This window comes from Pseudomonas sp. MIL9 (genome assembly GCF_016887925.1).
Lineage (GTDB): Bacteria > Pseudomonadota > Gammaproteobacteria > Pseudomonadales > Pseudomonadaceae > Aquipseudomonas > Aquipseudomonas mohnii.
On the sequence record NZ_JAFEHE010000004.1, the window covers coordinates 324373 to 345497 of the forward strand.

The window sequence follows — 21125 nt, forward strand, 5'->3', positions numbered from 1 at the left end:
GCGAAAGCGACGGACCCGCCACAGAAAATTCAGGCGCCTTACATCTGCGTCGCCATCCCCTCCACATTCATCGCGGCCTGGCGCAACGCCTCGGAGCGAGTCGGGTGCGGGTGACAGGTCAGGGCGATGTCTTCGGCGGATGCGCTGAACTCCATGGCCACGCAATACTCGCCAATCATTTCACTGACGCTCGGGCCCACCAGATGCACGCCGAGGATTTCGTCCGTGCGCTCATCGGCCAGCACTTTGGCGAAGCCTTCGGTTTCGTGATTGATCTTCGCCCGGCTGTTGGCGGTGAAGGGGAATTTGCCGACTTTGAATGCACGACCTTCGGCCTTCAGTTGTTCTTCGGTCTTGCCGACGCTGGCCAGTTCCGGTTTGGTGTAGATCACGTTGGGGATCAAGTCGTAATTGACCTCGCCGGCCTTGCCCACGATCTGCTCGACGCAAGCCATGGCTTCGTCCTCGGCCTTATGGGCGAGCATCGGGCCGGAGGTGACATCGCCAATCACCCAGACGCCAGCCGCTTCGGTGCGGTGGCCCTTGTTGGCGAGCATGCCGCGTTTGTCTGTGGTGAGGCCGACGTTTTCCAGCCCCAGGCCCTGTGTATAAGGTCGGCGTCCGATGGCCACCAGCACGTAATCGGCTTCAATCGACTCTGCGGTGCCGCCTGCGGCGGGCTCGACGCTGAGTTGAACGCCGGTGGCGGACGTGGTGGCGCGGGTCACTTTTGAACTCAGCTTGAAGCTGATCCCTTGTTTGCTCAGTGAGCGTTGCAGGGTTTTGCCTGCTTCGCCGTCCACGCCCGGGCAGATCCGGTCCAGGTATTCGACCACGGTCACTTGAGCCCCCAGACGCCGCCAGACCGAACCCAGCTCCAGGCCAATCACCCCGGCGCCGATTACCACCAGGTGTTTCGGGACTTCGGTCAGTGACAGTGCGCCGGTGGAATCGAGGATGCGTTGGTTATCGATGTCCACGCCGGGCAGGGGAGTGGGTTCCGAGCCGGTGGCGATGATGATGTCTTTGGCGCTCAGTTCGGTCTTGCCACCGGCACTGTCCGTTACCGTGACTTTGCCCGGCCCGTCGATATGGCCCCATCCCTTGATCCAGTCGACCTTGTTTTTGCGAAAGAGAAATTCGATGCCTTTGGTCAGACCGGCCACGCTCTCGTCTTTCTGTTTCATCATCTGAGCCAGATTGAGCGTGGGTTTGACCTCGATCCCCAGGTTGGCGAATTCCGCACCCATTGCCGCGTCGTAAAGTTCGGAGGCGTGCAGCAATGCCTTGGATGGCATGCAGCCGACGTTCAGGCAGGTGCCGCCCAGCGTGGCGCGTCCTTCTACGCATGCTGCTTTCAAACCCAGTTGGCCAGCGCGGATCGCTGCGTTGTAGCCACCGGGGCCACCGCCAAGTATCACAACGTCATAAGTGCTCATGGATTACTCCTGGAATGAAAGCGGTTGGGGAAGGGGAAAACGTAGTCTTTGATAAAAAATTACGATCATAATATGAGCGTTTTAGTGCATTTCGGTCAAGGCTTCAGGCTAGCGACAGGTCGAGCATTTTTAGATAGCGCAAATATGTACGGAAATTTCACGCGTTGCGTTATATCGTAACGAAATGTGACGTTGGCTAATGTAAACACTGGGGTGGTATGCAAGTCGATCTCGATGAGGAAGGAGCGCAGGCAGCTGGACTGCCGCGCTTTCAGCAGGCCGTTTTTCAGGGGCGACGATTGCGCCTGCTCGCCATCGGTCTGGGCGTGCTCGCGGCGATGGGCCTGGTGTCGGGTTTTTTTGTCGGGCTGTTTGCGCCGCAATCCCTTTGGCCTGCCCTGTTGTTCAATCAGAGTGCCGCGTTGCTGGTGCTGGTTGCAGGCTTGCAATCCGCCGGGTGGGTGACGCAATGGCGCGCGCGGGCAATGAGCCCGCAGGCGCCGTTGGTGGTCGCCCCGGCAGAGGCAGAAGCCCCGTCGGGCTGGTACGAACGGCTGCTGGAGCGGATCAGTCAGCGCTGGCTGAATCTGCTCGGGCAAATCGGTGCGCCAACACTGTGGTTGGGTGGTTGGGCGTTGCTGGCATTGCTCAGTGTCGAGCAAGCCTGGAACCTTGATTTACCGCCCGCAGCCTTGGGGTTGTCGGCCACTGTCGGCGCTGCCATGGCGCTGTTGCTGGGCTTCGGCTTGCTGGTTCTTGAGCGTCAGCTGACGCAGGAAGGCAGCGCCCAATGGCCCGAAGCCGGCCCGTTGGCACAGTTGATCCGGGTGGCAATCATCAGCCTGATACTCGGTGCGTCATGCCTGTTGTTTGGCAACGAAACTTCGGTCTGGCCGGTGCGTCTGGCTGTACTGATCGGCCTGCTGCCGGGGCTCGTTGCATCCGAATTGCTACTGCGTGCCGTGTTGTCATTGTTCAGCCCTCGTCGAGATCGACTCGAACCTGCTTTGCTGGCGCGCAGTTTTATCGCCGACATGCTGCGCTGGCCGCCGCAACCCTTGCTGGCCCTGCAGCACGAATTGCACAACCGCTTCGGCATCGACCTGCGACAGATCTGGGCCTTCACTTACATGCGTCGGGCGTTTTTGCCGGTGCTGGGCGTTGTCGCCATTGTCGGATGGTCGCTGACCGGTATTCATGAAATACCGTTGCAAGGGCGGGGGATCTACGAGCGCTTCGGCAAACCGGTGGCGGTATTCGGTCCTGGATTACAGGCAGGTTTACCCTGGCCGTTGGGCAGGGTGGTGAGTGTCGAAAACGGTGTGGTTCATGAATTGGCCACCAGCGTGGGTGAAAAATCAGCACCCATGCAGGCCGACCCCGCCGAAGGCCCGGCGCCGATAACGGCCAACCGGTTGTGGGACGCCAGCCATGTGAATGACAAATCCCAGGTGATTGCCAGCAGCCGTGCCGACAAACAGAGCTTCCAGATCGTCAACATGGACGTCCGGTTTGTCTATCGCATCGGTCTGGATGATCAATCCGCGCTGGCGGCGACTTATAACAGCGCGGACGTGCCGACCCTGATCCGCAGCACCGCCAGCCGCATTCTGGTCCACGACTTCGCCTCGCGAACCCTTGACGGTTTACTCGGCGAGGACCGGGTCGGGCTCGCCGAAGAGATTGGCCGGGCCGTGCAGGCCGACCTGCAGAAGCTCGACAGCGGCGTTGAAATTCTCGCCACGGTGGTCGAGGCGATTCATCCACCGGCCGGGGCGGCCAATGCTTATCACGGTGTACAAGCCGCGCAGATCGGCGCGCAAGCCCTGATCGCCCGTGAACGCGGTGCCGCCGCCGAAGCCACCAACCAGGCCCTGTTACAGGCCAGCATGGCCCGCGATCAGGCCACGGCGAATGCCCGGGAAATCAATGCGACGGCCAAGGCTGCCGACCTGAAATTCGCCGCCGAGAAAAAGGCTTATGCCAGTGCGGGCCAGGCCTTCGTGCTTGAGCAATACCTCGGTCAACTTTCCCAGGGCCTGGCCAATGCCAGGTTGCTGGTCCTCGATCATCGCCTGGGCGGCAGCAGCAATGCGCCGACCATCGATCTCCGTACGTTCACGTTGCCGGCTGACCCTGCGCCGTCGCGTCCATCCGCTCAGCCAGGAGTCGCCCATTGAGCCAGTCGCATACCCACGATCATGATGACCACAGTGGCCACGATCACGGCCATGGCGGGCATCACCACCACGGTCATCACCATCATCACGGCGATCCACAAGAGGCCGGCCCTTTCCCTTGGCGACGCATGGGGTGGGCCGCGTTGCTGGTGGCGGTTGCGGTGGCGGCCGCGAGCCTGGTGCAAGTGCGCTCGGGTGAAGCGACGGTGATTACCCGTTTCGGCAATCCGTCGCGGGTCTTGCTTGAACCCGGTCTGGGGTGGCGTTGGCCGGCGCCGTTCGAAGCGGCGATCCCGGTTGATCTGCGGTTGCGCACCACCTCCAGCGGTTTGCAGGATGTCGGCACGCGCGACGGTTTGCGCATCATTGTCCAGGCGTACGTGGCCTGGCAGGTGCAGGGTGACCCTGACAATGTGCAACGTTTTATGCGCGCTGTGCAGAACCAGCCGGACGAAGCGGCGCGACAGATCCGCACCTTTGTCGGCTCGGCACTGGAGACCACGGCCAGTAGTTTTGATCTCGCCAATCTGGTGAACACCGACGCCAGCCAAGTTCACATCGCTGATTTCGAAGCGCAGCTGCGTAAGCAAATCGATCAGCAGTTGCTGACCACCTATGGCGTTCGGGTACTGCAAGTGGGTATCGAACGCCTGACCTTGCCTTCGGTGACGCTGACCGCGACGGTTGATCGCATGCGCGCCGAGCGTGAAACCATCGCCACCGAACGCACGGCCATCGGCAAACGCGAAGCGGCACAAATCCGCTCCGCGGCGGAACGTGATGCGCGGATCGTCCAGGCCGATGCGACGGTGAAAGCGGCGGACATCGAGGCGCAATCGCGGGTCGAAGCCGCGCAGATTTATGGCCGCGCCTATGCCGGTTCACCACAGCTTTACAACCTTCTACGCTCGCTCGATACCTTGGGCACCGTGGTCACGCCGGGTACAAAACTGATTCTGCGCACCGATGCCGCACCTTTCCGGGTGCTGGTTGATGGCCCGCCAACCCTCGATAACAAGTCCGGATCGCAGCCATGAGTTGGGTTCCACGTGGAACAAATGAGTTAAGCAGCCCCTGGATACAGGCCGGGCGCCTGGCATTTCTCGCGCTTTACGCGGTAACGGTTTTGGCGGCTTTGGCGTGGGCGTTCTCCAACGTGCGGCAAATAGACCCACAAAATCGTGCGGTGGTGTTGCACTTCGGCGCGCTGGATCGCATCCAGAATGCTGGCTTGCTATTGGCCTGGCCGCGACCGTTTGAGCAGGTGATTTTGCTACCGGCGGCGGACCGGGTGATCGAGCGTCGCGTGGAAAATCTGCTGCGTACCGACACCGCATTGCAGGCCGATCGCGTGGCCAGTTTCGCAACGCCGATCAGCGATGCACTGGCAGGTTCCGGTTACCTGCTAACGGGGGATGCCGGTGTGGTGCAACTGGATGTTCGGGTGTTCTACAAGGTCACTGAGCCATATGCCTTCGTGCTTCAAGGCGAACATGTACTCCCGGCGCTGGACCGAATGGTGACCCGTAGCGCGGTGGCACTGACCGCCGCACGTGACCTGGACACCATTCTGGTCGCCCGACCGGAACTGATCGGTGCCGATAATCAGGCAGCCGAAAGACGTGAGCGCCTGCGAGGTGATCTGGTGCAAGGCATCAATCAACGCTTGGCTGAATTGGCGGCGACGGGGCAGGGACTGGGGATCGAGGTGTCGCGGGTCGATGTGCAATCGAATCTGCCAGACCCTGCGGTCACCGCTTTCAACGCCGTGCTGACGGCCAGCCAACAAGCCGACAAAGCCGTGGCTAACGCGCGCACAGAAGCGGAGAAGTTGACCCAGACTGCCAACGAACAAGCCGACCGCACACTGCAGGTCGCCCACGCTCAGGCCAGCGAACGGCTGGCGAAAGCCTCTGCGGATACGGCCACGGTGTTGAGCCTGACCCACGCGCAACAACAGGGCACCGACCCGCAAATGTTGCTGCGGATCTACCGCGAGCGGATACCGAAGATTCTTGGCCAGGCTGGTTCGGTCACCACGGTTGATCCGAAAGACGATACCCGCCTGATCATTCAGGGAGCTGCACAATGACCGCTCAAACTGCTGCGCCGAGCATGTTGTCCTCGGCAGAACAACGCAGCGCTGCCCGTCAATTGACGCTGGCCATGCTTGCACTCGGATTGCTCGCGCTGGGCCTCTTGTGGCGCTGGTGGTCGCCGGATCAGATCGGTGTCAGCCAATTGCTCCTGGGTTTTGCTTCCGTATTGGTGGCCGTTCCGGTCATGCGGTCGGCCTGGTACAGCCTGCGGTATCCGAGTTTGCACGGGATTACCGATCAACTGATCGCCTTGGCCATGCTGGGAGCCTGGGCGACAGGCGATCTGCTGACGGCGGCGTTGCTGCCGATCATCATGATCTTCGGTCACGTGTTGGAAGAGCGCAGCGTCATTGGCTCGCAAGAAGCCATTCACGCCCTCGGCAAACTGACTCGCAGCCATGCACGCAAGGTTCAGGCGGATGGCTCCATCGTCGAGGTGGACAACGGTACGCTCAAGGCGGGCGATCAGGTGGAAGTGCGCGCCGGTGACCGGGTGCCGGCGGATGGTCGGGTGTTGTCCGGTCAGGCGAGTCTGGACACTGCGTCCATCACCGGCGAATCGGTGCCGATCGAGGCCGGCGTCGGCATGCCGGTGTTCGGCGGTGCGATTAACCTCGATGGCCTGCTGCGCATCGAAGTCACCCGAACCGGCCGCGAATCGACCCTCGGCAAAGTCATCGCGCTGATGCAAAACGCCGAACGTTCCAAGCCGCCGATCACCCGGTTGCTGGAGCGTTACGCCGGAAGCTACATGGTGCTGGTATTGCTACTGGCCGCCGTGACCTGGTTCATCACCAACGATGCTCAAGCCATGCTGGCGGTGTTGGTGGCGGCTTGTCCTTGCGCGCTGGTGTTGTCCGCGCCAGCGACAGCGATTGCCGGGGTGGCGGTGGCCGCGCGGCACGGCATTCTGATTCGCAGTTCGGCGTTTCTTGAAGAGCTGGCAGACCTGACATCCCTGGTGGTCGACAAGACCGGAACCCTGACTTTCGGCACCTTGCGCCTGCAAGCCATCGACAGCCCGCTGGAGGACCGCAGCCACGTCTTGAAGCTTGCCGCCAGCCTGGGGTCCGCCAGCAGTCACCCGGTCAGTCGGGCGCTGGCCGGGCTGGTGGCGCAGGATCATTTTTTGCTGCTGTCGAACATTCATGAACGTCAGGGCTTGGGCGTCGTGGCCATGACGGAGCAAGGCGAAGCCGCGCTGGGGCGACCGGAGTTGTTTGCCCAATTGGGCATCGCCACCTCAGACGTTCCAGACCACGACGGTCCGATTGCCGGGCTGGCGCTCAACGGTGAATTCCTCGCCTGGCTGTTGTTGGCCGACAGCGTTAAACCGGAAGCGAAATTTGCCTTGAATGAATTGCGCGAACTTGGATTGGGTCGGCAGCTGTTGCTGACCGGCGACCGGCAAAGCGTCGCGCACTCACTCGCTCGGGATGTCGGCATCAGTGACGTCCAGGCACAGGCTTTGCCCGAGGATAAGTTGAACTGCGTGCTCAAGGAGATCGGCAGCGGTTTCCGGCCGATGGTGGTGGGGGATGGCATCAACGATTCGCTGGCGCTCAAGGCGGGTGTGGTTGGTGTTGCAATGGGCGCGGGCGGCGCGGATATCGCGTTAGCGTCGGCTGATGTCGTGTTGATCGGCAGCGACTTGCGTCGCCTCGGTACCTGCGTGCGCTTGAGTCGGCAATGCCGGCAGACGTTGCAGGTCAACGTGATCATCGGCCTGGGTTGGACCCTGGCGATTGTGGCCTTTGCCGCGTTCGGCTGGCTCGGTGCGGCGGGTGCGATGATTGCGGCGTTGTTGCATAACCTCAGTACATTGTTGGTACTGGGTAACGCAGGGCGGCTGCTGCGTTTTCAAGAACCGCTGCTCAAGTTAAAGGATGGGGAGTGAGTTCAATTTGGCGGCGGCTCTAGCGCGCAGGATGCCCGGTTGAAAGATTTCAGAACTGTGCGCGCTGTACGCAGTCATCTAAGGTGAGGGCACGGCATTTTGTGTATTCGCGGCAAGCGGGCGTTTTGCCGCGAATTATAGAAATTCGCTATTAGTTCGATAGCCAGCTATTTTTCCAAGATGGTCTACCCTCTGATCAGACGTCTGAAACAAGGGGGGATTATCCATGCTCGCGCAACTTCCACCGGCCTTACAGAATCTGCAATTACCGCTACGCCTGCGACTCTGGGACGGCCATGAATTCAATCTGGGGCCGACGCCCAGCGTCACGATTGTGGTCAAGGACCCACAAATGGTTACCCAGTTCACTCATCCCAGCCTGGACGCGCTCGGAGCGGCGTTTGTCGAGGGCAAACTGGAGCTGGAGGGTTCCATCAGCGACGTAATTCGCGTGTGCGATGAATGGAGTCAGGCGCTGATAGCTGAGGACGATGGCAGTCAGCCCGTACGCACCGTCCATGACAAGGAAACCGATGCCAAGGCGATTTCCTACCACTACGATCTGTCCAATGCGTTTTATCAGCTGTGGCTCGATAGCGACATGGCTTATTCCTGCGCTTATTTCGAGACCGGCAGCGAGTCCCTCGAGCAAGCCCAACAAGCGAAATTCCGCCACCTGTGCCGCAAGTTGCGCCTGCAACCGGGCGACTACCTGCTCGATGTGGGCTGCGGATGGGGCGGGTTGGCGCGGTATGCGGCCCGTGAGTTTGGGGCAAAGGTGTTCGGCATTACGCTGAGCAAGGAACAATTGGCCCTGGCCCGTGAGCGCGTTAAAGAGGAAGGGCTGGAGGACCTGGTCGAGCTGCAATTGCTCGACTACCGCGATTTGCCGCAAGACGGTCGCTTCGACAAAGTTGTCAGCGTTGGAATGTTCGAACACGTCGGTCACGCCAACCTGGCCGAGTACTGCAAAACCTTGTTCGGTGCGGTGAAGGAGGGTGGCCTGGTGATGAACCACGGGATCACGGCCAAGCACACCGACGGTCGTCCGGTGGGACGGGGCGCTGGGGATTTCATTGAAAAATACGTATTCCCCAACGGCGAGCTGCCGCACCTGTCGATGATCTCTGCCGAGATCAGCGAGGCGGGGCTCGAGATCGTCGATGTCGAGAGCTTGCGTCTGCACTACGCACGCACCCTGGACCACTGGAGCGAACGCCTGGAAGACAACCTTGAAGCCGCCGCCAAAGAGGTGCCGGATCAAGCGCTGCGGATCTGGCGGTTGTACCTGGCAGGATGCGCCTACGCGTTTGCCAGGGGCTGGATCAACCTGCACCAGATCCTTGCGGTGAAGACCCACCCCGATGGCAGCCATGAACTGCCATGGACCCGTGACGACATCTACACGCCTTAAAGAATCGGCGAAATAAGCCGGGCGACCCGCATGCCGACCTGTTGCAGGCGGTGGGTTTCCCGGCTTTCTTCTTTGGCGATTTCGTGCGCCTGGGCGAAGTCGTCGTTGAGCATGTGCTCCACCTCGGCGGCAAAGGCGCTATCGACCGTCAGCAACATCACTTCGAAGTTCAGCCGGAACGAACGGTTGTCCAGGTTGGCGCTGCCAATGGCGCTGATTTCGCTGTCGATCAAGACCACCTTCTGATGCAGGAAACCGGGCTGGTAGCGGAACACGCGCACCCCGGCACGCACCGCTTCGAAGGCATACAGGCTGGAGGCTGCATAGACGATTCGGTGATCGGGTCGTGATGGCAGCAGCAGCCGCACATCCACCCCACGCAATACCGCCAGGCGCAAGGCGGCGAACACCGCTTCGTCCGGGATGAAATACGGACTGGTGATCCACACCCGTTCGGTCGCCGCATGAATGGCTTCGACGAAGAATAACGAACAGGTTTCGTAGGAATCCGCTGGCCCGCTGGCCAGCAATTGGCAGAGTACGCCGTCATCCGGGTACACATCCGGCAGAATCAGGGGCGGCAGTGCGCGCGCGGCCCAGAACCAGTCTTCGGCAAAGGACTCCTGCATGCACGCGACCACCGGGCCGCGGACGCGCACATGGGTATCGCGCCAAGGGGCCAGGGGCGGTTTCTCGCCCATGTATTCGTCGCCGACGTTGTGCCCGCCGACGAACCCCAGTACTCCGTCAACGACGACGATCTTGCGGTGATTACGAAAGTTGACCTGAAAGCGGTTAAGCCAGCCGCTGCGGGTCGCGAAGGCCTTGACCTCGACGCCGCCCTCGCGCAACGACTGCACATAACTGTGGGGCAGGGAGTGACTGCCAATCCGGTCGTACAGCAAGTAAATCGCCACGCCTTCGGCCGCTTTGTGCAGCAGCAAATCTCGCAGACGCTGACCGAGGCGGTCGTCGTGGACGATGAAGAACTGGATCAGGACGGCTTCCTTTGCGTGGCTGATGGCGTCGAAAATCGCGTCGAACGTGGCTCGACCGTTGATCAACAGTCGCACTTCGTTGTTGGCCAGGCACGGCATACGGCCCAACTTCGGCATGGCTCTTAATGATGCGTATGCGGTGGAGGCGCGAGCTGTGAGCGCCTCTTCTACCCATGGCCGCCAATTGAGCTCGGAGATCGCCTTGCGCATTTCTTCGTTGGCCTGGCGCCGGGCCTTGATGTAACCGTTGAACGTACTGCGGCCAAACACCAGATAAGGGATGAGCGTCAGGTAAGGTATGAAAACCAGGGACAGGGCCCAAGCGATCGATCCCTGGGCGGTGCGTACGGTCAGCACCGCGTGTATCGCCGTGATCATGCCCAGAAAGTGCAGCAGAGCAATCGTGTAGCCAAAGATATGGGGGCCAAAATAATCCATGGGGGGCAGCCTTGCTCCTGAAGATTCAATGCGTAACAGACCATGTTCCGGGCAGAATGTCGCTATTTAATTGACCCATGAACCGAAGCCTGTGGCTGACGTCTAACGGCCACTACTGATCAGGAGTTACACGATGAACGTTCGTCTGCTGGGTTTGGCCATGGCACTGGGTTTGGCACTTCCTGTGGCCGCTCAGGCGCAAATGCTTCAGCCAGGCTTGTGGGAATTGACCTCAAGCAATATGAAAGTCGATGACCAGAACCTGCCGGATCTGCAACTGATCCTCGGTCAGCTTCAAAGTCAGATGACCCCTGAACAGCGCGCGCAGCTGGAAAAGCAGGGCATCACCATGGGCGGTAAGGGTATCCGCGCGTGCTTGACCCCGGAGCAGGTCAAGACTGACAACATTCCACTGACGGACCCGCAATCGGGCTGCAAGCAGGAAATCACTGATCGCAACGGCAACCAGTGGAAATTCCGCTTCAGTTGTCCGAAGGCGCAAGGTGCGGGTGTCGCTACTTTCGTCAGCGATCGTGAGTTCACGACCAAGGTCAACGGCACCTTCAATGCCACCGGTATTCAGCAGAAGGGCAGTCTCGATACCCGCGCCGTGTGGTTGGGGCAGGATTGCGGAACCGTGAAGCCAAGGGCGTAAAAGCTTCGAGGGCCAGCCCCGTTCCTGCAGACGTTGCCGACTGACAGGAGTGAGGCTGGTTCTCGAGGGGGCTGCGTTTACACGTGCTCATTTCCCGGTTGCTTCAACCATTCACACGCCGCCTCAACCTTCATCCTGCCGAAATCCTCGCCGGTGCGACTACGCACACTGACGAACCCACCCGCCTGCTCTTTCTCGCCAATCACGATCAGGTAGGGCACCGTTTGGCTGTGCTGGCGAATCTTGTAACCGACTTTTTCATGTCGCAGATCCGCCACGGCGCGCACGCCCGTGCGGCGCAAGGTTTCGGTCACCGATTGTGCGTAAGTCGCCTGACGTTCATCGATGCTCACCACCATCACTTGGGGAGGCAGGCGCCACTGTTGCAGCTCCTGGTGGCTGGACCAGCACGTACCATAGATCCGTTGCTGCAAGGTCCCGCTGATGTGATCAAGGGCGAATGCTTGCAGGACCTTGGTCGTGGGCACGTGCGGGCCAGTCGTCAAATACTCGGAGTCACCCAGGCGGTACACCGACAAGTGATCAGGGTGCATGGAGGGAGAGGGTGTCTCACGGCGACGTATCGAGTGGTTGGTCGCGGCCAGTGACTGCATGCGCGCTTCGATCAAGGGCAGATCGGTCGAGGTCAGGGGGCGCTCGACCGCAAACTCGCAAAAGAATCCGTCACCCAGCTCCGAGCCCGTCCGCATTTGCGCGTGGGAATGGAGTTGCTTGACCGCCATGGCCAGCATCAACGAGCAGGACCGTCGCAGGATTTCCAGCCCATCGGGCTCCTGCGGCGTCACAATGCTGACCCTGGCGTTCGCCTTGATCATGAATTCGCAGTCCACTAGCGCACCGTCCACCCGGCCTGCTACTGCCGCATTGGCCAGCCCTGGACCAATACTCGCAGCAACCTCATGAACGGATAGCGGTTGATCGTACTCACGCAATGAACCATCGGGGAGGGTGATCTTGATCATGGTTATTGTTCTCGAATGCTTCGATCACACGCATGAACATTAGAGGCAAACGTTATCGTTTGTCATGTAGACCTTTTTCCTATCCGGCCACTGCGCCCGACGGCCATGTTCAGAACTCGTTCTGCAGGACCTTGTAGCTGCGCGCCAGAACGCGGTAGATCACCGGACGGATTCCTGCGGATCATGGTTTGCTCAACGCGTTGTAGAGGGTATTGAGGTTGTGTTCGAACAAACCGGCAAACGTACTGGCCGGACCGCTCGACGCGAGCGCGTCGGAGTACAGGGTGCCGCCGATCTGCGCCCCGCTTTCGTCGGCGATCTGCTTGAGCAGGCGGGCGTCCTTGATGTTTTCCATGAACACCGCTTTGACCTTGGCCTGACGAATCTGGGTGATCAGCGCAGCGACTTCGCTGGCCGAAGGTTCGCGTTCGGTCGACAGGCCCTGAGGCGCCATGAAGTCGATTCCATACGCCTGGCCGAGATAACCGAACGCGTCATGGGACGTGACGATCTTGCGATTGCCCGGGGGAAGCGAGCCGAGCTTGGCCTTGGCTTCGGCCAGCAGTGTGTGGATCTGCTTCAGGTAGGTTTGGCTGTTGCGTTGGTAGTCGGCTTTGTTCGCGGGATCGGCGGCGATCAGCGCTTTGGCGATGTTGTTGATATACAGCTCGGTGTTCGCCAGGTTGTGCCAGGCATGGGGGTCTGGAATGGATTCGCCGTCCTCCTCCAGTGAGCGCGGAATGACGCCGTGGCTGGCGCTGATCAACGGTGCTTTGGTTTCACTGCTGGACACCAGGCGATCCAGCCACGGTTCGAAACCCAAGCCATTCTTGATGATGAGTTTGGCCTTCAACAGCGCTTTCGCGTCATCTGGCGTCGGTTCGTAAGTGTGGGCATCGGCGTCCGGGCCGACCATGTTGGTGATCTGGATATGCTCGCCACCGACCTGATGCGTCATGTCGGCGAGGATGCTGAAACTGGTGACCACCTGCAGTTTTTCTGCAGCGGACAGCGACATCGATAGCATCAAACTGAACAGCACGAGTAAAGCGCGCATCGGGTAATACCTCATTGGGATGTGAGCAAAGGCGGGCGGCGCAGCAATCCGTGCACCGGTCCGAACACCACGGACACCAGATAGAAACCGCCGGCCACCAGCACAATGGCGGGACCGCTGGGAAGCGAGTCATGGAACGACAGCAGCAGACCGAGCCACACTGAGACGCTGCCGAGCAGCGCGGCAATGGCGATCAGTACCGGCAGTCGACGGCTCCAGAAGCGCGCAGCGGCGGCCGGCAGCATCATCAAGCCAACCACCATCAAGGCCCCGATCGCCTGGAAACCAATGACCAGATTCAGCACCACGAGCGTCAGGAAGACGCCATGGACCAGTGGACCGAGCCGGCTGACGGTTTGCAGGAAAAGCGGGTCGAGGGTGTCCAGCACCAGCGGACGGTAGATCAACAGCAGGGCGATCAGGCTGAAGCCGCAGACCCATAACATGCCGGTCAGTGTCGGAGCATCGACCGCCAGCGCGGAGCCGAATAGCAGGTGCAGCAAGTCCAGGCGTTTACCGGCCATCCCGAGGATCAGTACGCCGCTGGCCAGCGAGATCGGGTAGACAGCGGCGAGGCTGGCGTCTTCCCGCAGGCCGGTGCGACGGGTGACCCATGCGGCGAGGCCCGCCATGCCAAGGCCTGCGGCGAGACCGCCGATGGTCAGTGCGCCGAGGCTCAAACCGGCCAGCCAGAAGCCCAGTGCCGCACCGGGCAGGATGCCATGGGCCACCGCATCACCCATCAGGCTCATGCGTCGCAAGATCAGAAATACGCCAAGCGGCGCTGTGCTGCACGCCAGCGTCAGGCCACCGAGCAACGCCCGGCGCATGAAGACGAACTCGTGAAAGGGTTGCCAAAGATCGGCGGCAGCGAGCATCAGGCCACCTGCGTTTGCGGCTGTTGATGGATCAAGTCCACGCTCTGCCCGAGGACGCACCCACTGCTTTTGATCAGCAGGGTTTGGGGCATGTGTCGGCGAACGGCGGCCAGGTCGTGGCACACGACGACCAACGTCCGGCCCTCGGCATGCCAGGCGTGAATGTGTTCCCAGAGCAGCGCCTGACCCGATTCATCGAGCGCGGCATGAGGTTCATCGAGCAACAACAAGGGCGCGTCCGCGAGGCTCAAACGGGCAAGCAGGGCGCGCTGCAGTTCGCCGCCGGACAGGGCCATTAACGGGCGTTGTTCCAAACCGGTCAGGTGCCAACTTTCAAGCACGGCTTCGAGGCGTTGCCTGCGTGTCTCTGGCGCTTGCTTGCTGCCCCAGAAACCGGCTGCCACCAAGTCCTGGAGGCTGATGGGAAATTGCCGGTCCAGGTGTTGTTGCTGTGGCAGAAATGAAAGGGCGCCCCGACGTGGACTCCCCAGCACAACCTTGCCAGCCAGGGGCTTTTGCAGGCCTGCGATGACTTTCAACAGGCTGCTTTTACCTGAGCCGTTCGCCCCGATAATGGCGGTCAGGCTGCCCTTGGCTAATTCGACATCCATCGGTGGCGTTAGCGGTTGACCGGGCGCTCCCCATTGCAAGGCTTGGCAACGGATCATGCGTCCTCCCAATTCCAGCGACTTTCCGCCACGGCATCGTGGGCGTGCAGGCTTTCCGCGTGGACGACTCGAATGTGGAAGGCATTGATGCCCGGGGCGCGTTTCAGGGCCTGGTTCAAACGTCGTGCGGCGTCCTCACAGAACATCAAGTTCTGACCGTTGGCCAAGGCGAAGGCTTGCTCGTCTGCGCGCTTGACCGCGGTTTGCACGGCGGTACCGAGGGCCGCTTCGGCGTCGTTGATGATCGCAACCAGCGGCAGTTCATCCAGATAGTCATCCAGACGAAGACGCAATTGGGCACTGCTACGTTGACTGTGCGGCGTCGCAACGATGCCTTTTGTTGACCCGAGCCACGCCAACACTTCGGCCTGTTGAAGGGAGGTGTTGGCGAAATCAGTGATGAACTGTTGCTGAACTAATTGCCGGGCCAGTGCCGCTGAACAGGGACAGGTTGAGGAATAAGGCAGGTCGATTTTTAGTTCCACGTGGAACATTGCGTTTTTCAAACGCGCTTCGATGGTCACGGGATAGCTTTTCCAGCCGGCCAGCGGGCTAATCAATGCGGGTCTTTTTAACAGTAAATCGGTGTGAATTTTTATCGATGCGCTGCTGGAAAGCCCTCGGTGGCTATCGAGAAAACGCAGTAACACTCGCTGTAGAACAGGGGGCGAGAGCGTTTCCTGTTCCAGTTGTTCCAGCGCCAGATAAAGACGCGACATGTGGATGCCGCGTGCTTCTCCATCGTCAAGGCTCACTCCGGCATCAGCGGTTGCCACCAAACGTTGGCCATCGAACAAAACAGGAAGAGCAATGCCGCACATGCCCACCCACTCCAGTGGCAGGGCTTGGCGTGGGGCCTGCGCGGCGATATCCGGCAGAGTCAGCGCATTCATGAGCAGGTCCATCGGGGGAATTGATTTGACATGTTATATTATAACAGTCAAATCGACGATGCCTTTTTCACGAGCGGGCTTTCACCCTGCACAGAGGCAAGCACAACAGTCACCGGACGTGCCGTTGGTCCTGGTGGAAACCGGCTACATTTCCAATGTCCGCGACAGCCAGCGATGGGTGACGGCACGCCATCAGCAGGCAGGGGCTGACGGCGTGTTTGAAGGTTTGCAGCGCTACTTTCAGAAGAATCCACCGGCCAACAGTTACATCGCCTGGCAGCAGGCGCAGAAAACGTCCCAAGCCTGGCTAGCAGCCAGCAACTCGGCTGCAGGTGAACCTGGCACTGCTGCCGCCGGAGCTGGAGAACCGATTGATCGTGGTCCAGCCGACGCGCCGGTTATAGCCGACCCAGGTTTCGCCGTCAGAGGCGATGCCAGTGAAAAACGTCAGTTGGCCGTAACGACTGTTGGTCTGTGCCCAGTAGCGTTTTCCAACTGCTTCGAACCCCCGCAGATAAATCGTGCTGCCGACCGTGTTGACGCTGTAGGCATTGCCATCGGCGTCCACGCAAGCCAGCAAATTGGCGCTGCGGGTGCAGGTGGCCAACGTCGGAATTTGCCCCCAGGCATCGACAGCGACCAACAATGCAGCGCTCATCAGCGCCAATTTCAGGGCATTACGCATGGCGTTTCTCTTGGTTGGAAGGGGCTTGAACATTCTGCCTTTTGTCATCGCGGGCAAAAAGGGAGTGGTTTGATTGTTTGGTTATATTATAACATTTAAATAAGCCCGACGATTTGACCGGGCATTCCTTGTGAGGAGCACCTGATGCCCGATCGTCTTCCCGTCACCGTGTTGTCCGGCTTTCTCGGTGCCGGAAAAAGTACACTTCTTAATTACATACTACGTAATCGCGAAAACCTTCGGGTCGCTGTCATCGTCAACGATATGAGCGAAATCAACATTGATGGTAGCGAGGTGCAACGGGATGTGCGCCTCAATAGAGCTGAAGAAAAACTCGTGGAAATGAGCAATGGCTGCATTTGCTGCACGTTGCGCGAAGACTTGCTCGAGGAAGTGAGCAAACTCGCGGTGGACGGACGTTTTGATTACTTGTTGATCGAGTCCACCGGCATTTCCGAACCGCTGCCCGTCGCGGAAACTTTCACCTTCCGCGACGAAAGCGGCCAAAGCCTCAACGACATCGCCCGGCTCGACACCATGGTCACCGTGGTCGACGGCGTGAACTTCCTGCTCGACTACCAGGCCGCCGACAGCCTCGACTCCCGGGGTGAAACCCTTGGCGAAGAGGATGAACGTTCGATCACCGACCTGTTGATCGAACAGATCGAATTCGCCGACGTCATCCTGATCAGCAAGATCGACCTGATCAGCAGCCGCGAACGGCAAGAGTTGATGGCGATCCTCGAACGGCTCAACGCCCGCGCGGAAATCATCGCGATGGTCATGGGCGAAGTGCCACTGAAAAAAATCCTCAACACCGGTCGATTCGACTTCGAAAAAGCCGCCGAGGCACCGGGCTGGCTACAGGCACTACGGGGTGAGCACGTGCCGGAAACCGAAGAATATGGCATCGCTTCTGCGGTTTATCGTGCGCGCCGCCCCTTCCATCCGCAGCGATTCTTCAGCTTTATCGATCGTCCGTGGGTGAACGGCAAACTGCTGCGTTCCAAAGGTTTTTTCTGGCTGGCGAGCAAGTACAAAGATGCGGGCAGTTGGTCCCAGGCCGGGGGGCTGATGCGGCACGGGTTTGCCGGACGTTGGTGGCGTTTCGTGCCTAAAGACCAGTGGCCTCAAGAGGAAGAAAACACGGCCGGCATCATGGCGCACTGGACTGCCGCCACGGGTGACTGTCGACAGGAGCTGGTGTTCATCGGCCAGAACATCGATTTCGCGCACCTCACCGACGAGCTCGATGGCTGCCTGCTGACCGAAGAAGAAATGGCGCTCGGTGTCGAGGGCTGGCAGCGGCTGCCAGATCCATTCGGTCCCTGGCATGAAGAGGTGGCCTGATGTTGACGCTGACCTCCGTAGGCGGCAGCCCGGTCGCGACGCGCACCCTGTATCAACATCAGGCTGGCACTCCAGAGTCCTTGACCCGCATCCTCGACGATGATGTGAACCTCGCTGTCTGGAATCGCCAGCTCCCGGCCCATATCGCGGATTTCTCGACCCTGCTGCTGTCCCTGAACGAGCCGCTGGCCGAGTCGTTGTCACTGGAAATGCCCGATGACGAAGCAGAGCCCAATCTCTACGGATTGGCCTCACGTTTCAGTGATCTCCAGGGCTACGAAGGCTTTATCGCCGACCTGTCGTGGCTGGTCCGTGCGTTCGCCTGTTTGCTCGGCGCGAAGCGCATCGGCCTGCGTCTGCGGGTTTTGGACAAGGCCATGTGCCCGCGTTTTCACGTCGATCACGTACCGGTGCGGCTGATTACCACCTATGCCGGGATCGGCAGCCAGTGGTTGATGGAAGGCGCGATGGACCGCCGACAATTGGGCAAGCCTGACGCGGAACCCCAGGACAACTCGCTGATCGGGCAGATCGCCAGCGGCGACGTGGCTTTGCTCAAGGGGGAGAAATGGCACGGCAACGAAGGTTTCGGGTTGATTCACCGCTCGCCGCAACTCGCTGCTGGCGAGCGGCGTTTGATCCTCACCCTCGACTGGTTGAGCTAGCGGCTCAAGGTTTGAGCCAGGTGCCGTGGCTCTGGGCCTCGCAAAACGGCTTCAAATACGCCGCGTCGGTGGCCACGCCGTAATAGTGAATATCCTGCCGGTAAGGCATATTGGCGACTTGAGCATTGCTGCAAACGCCGAACGCCCCGGCAGGGCACTGGTCGAGGTACTGCACCTCGACTGTCTGCCCGGCCAGATTCGGTTGGCAAAAGCCGTCGGCGAACAGTTTTTCCGGGATGTTGCGGTTCTGCTGACAGACTTTCACGTCGAGCCTTTCAGCCTGACTGTGGACGATGCAGGCTTGAGCCAGCGCCTCGCCGCAAGTCAGCGTCAGGAGCAACGACCATCCCCTCAACCGCATCCTTACCTCCTCAGAAAACCTCGATCATGTTGCAGAACATTCCCACCCACGTCATCGCCGGGCCATTGGGTGCCGGCAAGACCAGTCTGATCAAGCACCTGTTGGCGCAGCGCCCGGCCGGAGAGCGCTGGGCGGTGTTGATCAACGAGTTCGGCCAGATCGGTCTCGACGCCGCGCTGCTGACACAGGACGCCGATGGTATCGCACTGGGTGAAGTCGCCGGGGGCTGTTTGTGTTGCGTCAATGGCGCGCCGTTTCAGATCGGGCTCGGCCGACTGCTGCGCAAGGCGCGACCGGATCGGTTGTTCATCGAACCGTCCGGGCTGGGGCATCCGGCGCAGTTGCTCAGGCAGTTGGGCGAGGCGCCGTGGGTCGGCGTGTTGGCGGTGCAGCCCTGTGTGATGGTGCTTGATGCCCAGGCTCTTGCCAGCGGCAAGGCGTTGCCCGAGTCGCAACAGGACGCGTTGGGTAGTGCCGGTTTGTTGCTGCTGAACAAGGCGGAAGGCCTGGACGCCAGTGATCGTCAGCGAATCGCTGCGCAGTTGCCTGCTCGTTCATTGTATTGGACGCAGCAAGCGTTCTTGCCACTGAGCGAACTGCCGGGACTGGCGGCTCAGGGAGCGGCGGGTGTGGATAACTTTGTGATGCCCAGGGGGTTGGCGCAAATACCGGCAATCTGGAGCGATCCGGCGCTGCCGATTTGTTTGAGTCAGGAACAGGAGGGCGGCTGGAGCATCGGCTGGCGCTGGCATCCGAGCCAGACATTCGATGTGACGCTTGTTTCCCGGTGGCTGACCAGCCTCGACTGGCGGCGGGCGAAGCTGGTTATCCACAGTGTCGAGGGTTGGGTTTCGGCAAATGCGCTGGACAATGCAGAGCTGCAATGGCTGGCCAGTGAGTGGCGGCAGGATTCGCGGATCGAGCTGATTTTCAGTGCGCCGCAGGATGTCGACTTACTGCAGCAAAGCCTCGCCGAGTGTCGGTTGAAAGGGAATTAACTCACCCGCGCTCAAGGCCGCCATTTGCTGTGTTCTTGCCGCCAATGGCTCAGTTCGATCACTTCGGCGCTGGGCCTTGCGACATCAACCACCGGTGGCGTGTCGTCGAACGGTGCCGGGTAGGGCGCCAATTCGATCTGTGCACTGTGGGCGCCGAACTGGGTGATGGTGCCGTTGTGGCGAGTTTCGCCCGTCACGGTGAATTCGAAGTTATACACACGGGCCAGGCGTCGGCGACCACTGGCATCCTTGATGAAACCGATTTTTTTCAACGCCACATTGCCATCCAGCAACTCGATCCCGAGCTTGCCGCAATGCTGTTTGACCCGCTCCAGCGCACGTTCGCGCAGGCCGTGGTTGTGCCAAAGCCAAGCGCCCGCCGTGGCGAACAACATCAGCACGAAAATATTTCCAAGGGTCAGCATCAACAGGGTGCTCCAACAAGATAGTGTCAGCTTAACTGCGTCGCTGGTCTGTCGTACAGGCTGCGTTTAGTTGCATACTGCGCGGCTCGAATTTCAATCGTTTTACGGATAACTCACCGCATGAAACGTACACCCCATCTGCTCGCTATCCAGTCCCACGTGGTGTTCGGCCACGCTGGCAACAGTGCCGCGGTTTTCCCGATGCAGCGGGTCGGGGTGAACGTGTGGCCGCTCAATACCGTGCAGTTCTCCAATCACACCCAGTACGGCCAATGGACGGGCGAAGTGCTGGCGCCTCATCAGATCCCCGACCTGGTTGAAGGTATCGCGGCGATTGGCGAACTGGGCAATTGCGATGCGGTGTTGTCGGGCTATCTCGGCAGTGCGGCCCAGGGCCGGGCCATCCTCACGGGTGTGGCGCGGATCAAGTCGATGAATCCCAAGGCCTTGTACCTGTGTGACCCGGTGATGGGGCATCCGGAGAAAGGTTGCAGCGTGCCGGCGGAAGTCAGTGATTTCCTGCTGGAAGAGGCCGCCGCCGTGGCGGACTTCATGTGCCCGAATCAATTGGAGCTCGACAGCTTTTCGGGGCGCAAGCCGCAGTCGCTGTTCGATTGCCTGGCGATGGCGCGAGCGTTGCTGACGCGTGGTCCGAAGGCGGTGCTGGTCAAGCATCTGGACTATCCCGGCAAAACGCCGGACGTCTTCGAGATGCTCCTGGTGACCGCAGAAGGCAGCTGGCATTTGCAGCGTCCGCTGCTGGCGTTCCCGCGTCAGCCGGTGGGTGTTGGCGACCTGACCTCCGGGCTGTTCCTGGCCCGCGTTCTATTGGGCGACAGCCTGGTGGCCGCTTTCGAGTTCGCCGCGTCGGCGGTGCATGAGGTGTTGCTGGAAACCCAGGCCTGCGCCAGTTATGAACTGGAACTGGTGCGGGCGCAGGACCGGATTGCCCATCCCCGGGTGCGGTTTGAAGCGACTTCGATCAGTTTGTAAGCGGATCGCGGCAAAAAAGATCGCAGCCCGCCTCAGGCTGCGATCCTTC

General features: G+C 60.3%; 20 protein-coding genes and 1 pseudogene. 11 read left to right on the forward strand and 10 right to left on the reverse strand.

The window, feature by feature from the left end; translation table 11 throughout:
- Nucleotides 1–38: 38 nt before the first annotated feature.
- A complete protein-coding gene (gene lpdA, locus JQF37_RS05950; RefSeq protein ID WP_130205502.1) occupies nt 39–1439 on the reverse strand; it encodes a dihydrolipoyl dehydrogenase in 1401 nt (466 codons plus the stop codon).
- Nucleotides 1440–1657: 218 nt separating this feature from the next.
- Here lpdA and JQF37_RS05955 point away from each other — a divergent pair, with 218 nt between their 5' ends.
- The 5 genes from JQF37_RS05955 to cfaB all read left to right on the forward strand — a co-directional run bounded on the left by JQF37_RS05955 (nt 1658) and on the right by cfaB (nt 9029).
- Nucleotides 1658–3619, forward strand: a complete 1962-nt coding sequence (locus JQF37_RS05955) for a protease modulator HflK (protein WP_130205504.1) — start codon at nt 1658–1660, stop codon at nt 3617–3619.
- A complete protein-coding gene (locus JQF37_RS05960) occupies nt 3616–4656 on the forward strand; it encodes a protease modulator HflC (RefSeq protein WP_130205506.1) in 1041 nt (346 codons plus the stop codon). The genes JQF37_RS05955 and JQF37_RS05960 overlap by 4 nt, the downstream gene beginning before the upstream one ends.
- Nucleotides 4653–5711, forward strand: a complete 1059-nt coding sequence (locus tag JQF37_RS05965; RefSeq protein WP_130205508.1) for a protease modulator HflK — start codon at nt 4653–4655, stop codon at nt 5709–5711. The genes JQF37_RS05960 and JQF37_RS05965 overlap by 4 nt, the downstream gene beginning before the upstream one ends.
- Entirely contained in the window at nt 5708–7615 is a 1908-nt protein-coding gene (locus tag JQF37_RS05970) for a cation-translocating P-type ATPase (RefSeq protein WP_130205510.1), read from the forward strand. Before JQF37_RS05965 ends, JQF37_RS05970 begins: the two co-directional genes overlap by 4 nt.
- Before the next feature lie 226 nt (nt 7616–7841).
- Entirely contained in the window at nt 7842–9029 is a 1188-nt protein-coding gene (gene cfaB / locus JQF37_RS05975) for a C17 cyclopropane fatty acid synthase CfaB (protein ID WP_130205512.1), read from the forward strand.
- Here the strand turns inward: cfaB and cls are convergent.
- On the reverse strand, nt 9026–10465 hold the full coding sequence (gene cls, locus JQF37_RS05980) for a cardiolipin synthase (protein ID WP_130205514.1): 1440 nt from the start codon (nt 10463–10465) through the stop codon (nt 9026–9028). The genes cfaB and cls overlap by 4 nt on opposite strands.
- A gap of 133 nt (nt 10466–10598) precedes the next feature.
- Here cls and JQF37_RS05985 point away from each other — a divergent pair, with 133 nt between their 5' ends.
- The gene (locus JQF37_RS05985; protein WP_090326836.1) at nt 10599–11120 is read left to right on the forward strand and encodes a DUF3617 domain-containing protein; all 522 of its coding nucleotides are present in this window, start codon (nt 10599–10601) and stop codon (nt 11118–11120) included.
- Between the two features lie 77 nt (nt 11121–11197).
- On the opposite strand, the gene JQF37_RS05990 is transcribed toward JQF37_RS05985, so the two are convergent.
- The 5 genes from JQF37_RS05990 to folE2 form a co-directional block, all read right to left on the reverse strand.
- A complete protein-coding gene (locus JQF37_RS05990; RefSeq protein WP_130205516.1) occupies nt 11198–12103 on the reverse strand; it encodes a His/Gly/Thr/Pro-type tRNA ligase C-terminal domain-containing protein in 906 nt (301 codons plus the stop codon).
- Nucleotides 12104–12284: 181 nt separating this feature from the next.
- Nucleotides 12285–13160 carry a metal ABC transporter substrate-binding protein gene (locus JQF37_RS05995; protein ID WP_130205518.1) on the reverse strand — a complete coding sequence of 292 codons (876 nt, stop codon included), beginning with the start codon at nt 13158–13160 and terminating at the stop codon, nt 12285–12287.
- 11 nt (nt 13161–13171) lie between these two features.
- Complete coding sequence (locus tag JQF37_RS06000; RefSeq protein ID WP_130205520.1) at nt 13172–14038, reverse strand: metal ABC transporter permease; 867 nt, start codon at nt 14036–14038, stop codon at nt 13172–13174.
- Nucleotides 14038–14706 (reverse strand): ATP-binding cassette domain-containing protein, encoded by a 669-nt coding sequence (locus tag JQF37_RS06005; protein ID WP_130205522.1) that lies wholly within the window; start codon nt 14704–14706, stop codon nt 14038–14040. Before JQF37_RS06005 ends, JQF37_RS06000 begins: the two co-directional genes overlap by 1 nt.
- Complete coding sequence (gene folE2 / locus JQF37_RS06010) at nt 14703–15599, reverse strand: GTP cyclohydrolase FolE2 (RefSeq protein ID WP_130205524.1); 897 nt, start codon at nt 15597–15599, stop codon at nt 14703–14705. Before folE2 ends, JQF37_RS06005 begins: the two co-directional genes overlap by 4 nt.
- A 106-nt stretch (nt 15600–15705) precedes the next feature.
- On the opposite strand from folE2, the pseudogene JQF37_RS31800 reads away from it, so the two are divergent.
- Nucleotides 15706–15903 (forward strand): annotated as a pseudogene (locus tag JQF37_RS31800) (N-acetylmuramoyl-L-alanine amidase); the annotation flags it as partial.
- Nucleotides 15904–15906: 3 nt separating this feature from the next.
- Here JQF37_RS31800 and JQF37_RS06020 read toward each other — a convergent pair.
- Nucleotides 15907–16284 (reverse strand): glutamine synthetase, encoded by a 378-nt coding sequence (locus tag JQF37_RS06020; protein WP_130205526.1) that lies wholly within the window; start codon nt 16282–16284, stop codon nt 15907–15909.
- Between the two features lie 144 nt (nt 16285–16428).
- On the opposite strand from JQF37_RS06020, the gene zigA reads away from it, so the two are divergent.
- Both zigA and JQF37_RS06030 read left to right on the forward strand, forming a co-directional pair.
- Nucleotides 16429–17634, forward strand: a complete 1206-nt coding sequence (gene zigA, locus JQF37_RS06025; protein WP_130205528.1) for a zinc metallochaperone GTPase ZigA — start codon at nt 16429–16431, stop codon at nt 17632–17634.
- Nucleotides 17634–18299, forward strand: coding sequence for a DUF1826 domain-containing protein (locus JQF37_RS06030; protein WP_130205530.1), 666 nt, complete (start codon nt 17634–17636; stop codon nt 18297–18299). Before zigA ends, JQF37_RS06030 begins: the two co-directional genes overlap by 1 nt.
- Nucleotides 18300–18303: 4 nt before the next feature.
- Here the strand turns inward: JQF37_RS06030 and JQF37_RS06035 are convergent, their stop codons facing one another.
- Nucleotides 18304–18660: an NADH:ubiquinone oxidoreductase gene (locus JQF37_RS06035; RefSeq protein WP_130205532.1), complete on the reverse strand. Its 357-nt coding sequence runs from the start codon at nt 18658–18660 to the stop codon at nt 18304–18306.
- Between the two features lie 26 nt (nt 18661–18686).
- Here JQF37_RS06035 and JQF37_RS06040 point away from each other — a divergent pair, with 26 nt between their 5' ends.
- Nucleotides 18687–19658 carry a CobW-like GTP-binding protein gene (locus JQF37_RS06040; protein ID WP_130205534.1) on the forward strand — a complete coding sequence of 324 codons (972 nt, stop codon included), beginning with the start codon at nt 18687–18689 and terminating at the stop codon, nt 19656–19658.
- A gap of 11 nt (nt 19659–19669) precedes the next feature.
- Here JQF37_RS06040 and JQF37_RS06045 read toward each other — a convergent pair whose 3' ends face one another.
- On the reverse strand, nt 19670–20083 hold the full coding sequence (locus JQF37_RS06045) for a DUF3301 domain-containing protein (RefSeq protein WP_047535298.1): 414 nt from the start codon (nt 20081–20083) through the stop codon (nt 19670–19672).
- Nucleotides 20084–20203: 120 nt separating this feature from the next.
- Between JQF37_RS06045 and pdxY the strand changes: the two genes are divergently transcribed.
- Nucleotides 20204–21076: a pyridoxal kinase PdxY gene (gene pdxY, locus JQF37_RS06050; protein ID WP_047535295.1), complete on the forward strand. Its 873-nt coding sequence runs from the start codon at nt 20204–20206 to the stop codon at nt 21074–21076.
- Nucleotides 21077–21125 lie beyond the last annotated feature (49 nt).